Genomic DNA, 536 nt, shown 5'->3' on the forward strand with positions numbered 1-536 from the left:
CGGTGCAATGCGTCTGTGCTCGCGGTCGTCGCAAAGCGACGTTCGACCAAGGCCTCGGTTCGGGTCGCGGTGAGGCCGGACTCGCTCGCCTCGTCGGAGAGAAGCGGCTCCTCGTCACCGCGGCCTTCCTCCTGAAGCCGGACGCTCTCGTCGTCCTCGCCGTCGTCGGTGCGCGTGATCGCCTCGCTGCCGCGGAAGTGGAGATCGAACAACCGGTCGAACGTCGCGCGCCGCTCGGGTGGGGGAGCCAGCGTCGCCAGGGCGGCTTGCCTGACGTGTTCGATATCGCGCGGACCGAGCAGCTCGATCGCCGCCAGGAACGTCGTGGTTTGCTCAGGTGCTACGGCAAAGCCGTTCGTGCGCAGCAGCGGGACGAAGGCGACGAAGATGCGCGCGGCGCGCGGGAGCTGCGGCTCGATGGTCATGCCGTCGCCTCCGCGAGCATGGCATCGAGCCGCGGCGAGATGAAGTGCAGATCTTCTTCGTCCTTGAGCGCGACGCCGATCGACCGCTTGAACGCGTCCGGCCAGCGCGCG

2 pseudogenes are annotated in these 536 nt (G+C 68.8%); both read right to left on the reverse strand.

Annotation, left to right across the window (positions count from 1 at the left end):
- Positions 1-425 (reverse strand): annotated as a pseudogene (locus MOV75_RS41430) (hypothetical protein); the annotation flags it as partial.
- Positions 422-536: pseudogene (locus tag MOV75_RS41435) on the reverse strand (MoxR family ATPase); the annotation flags it as partial. The pseudogenes MOV75_RS41430 and MOV75_RS41435, both read right to left, overlap by 4 nt.

Source organism: Bradyrhizobium sp. PRIMUS42, from assembly GCF_023006515.1.
GTDB lineage: Bacteria > Pseudomonadota > Alphaproteobacteria > Rhizobiales > Xanthobacteraceae > Bradyrhizobium.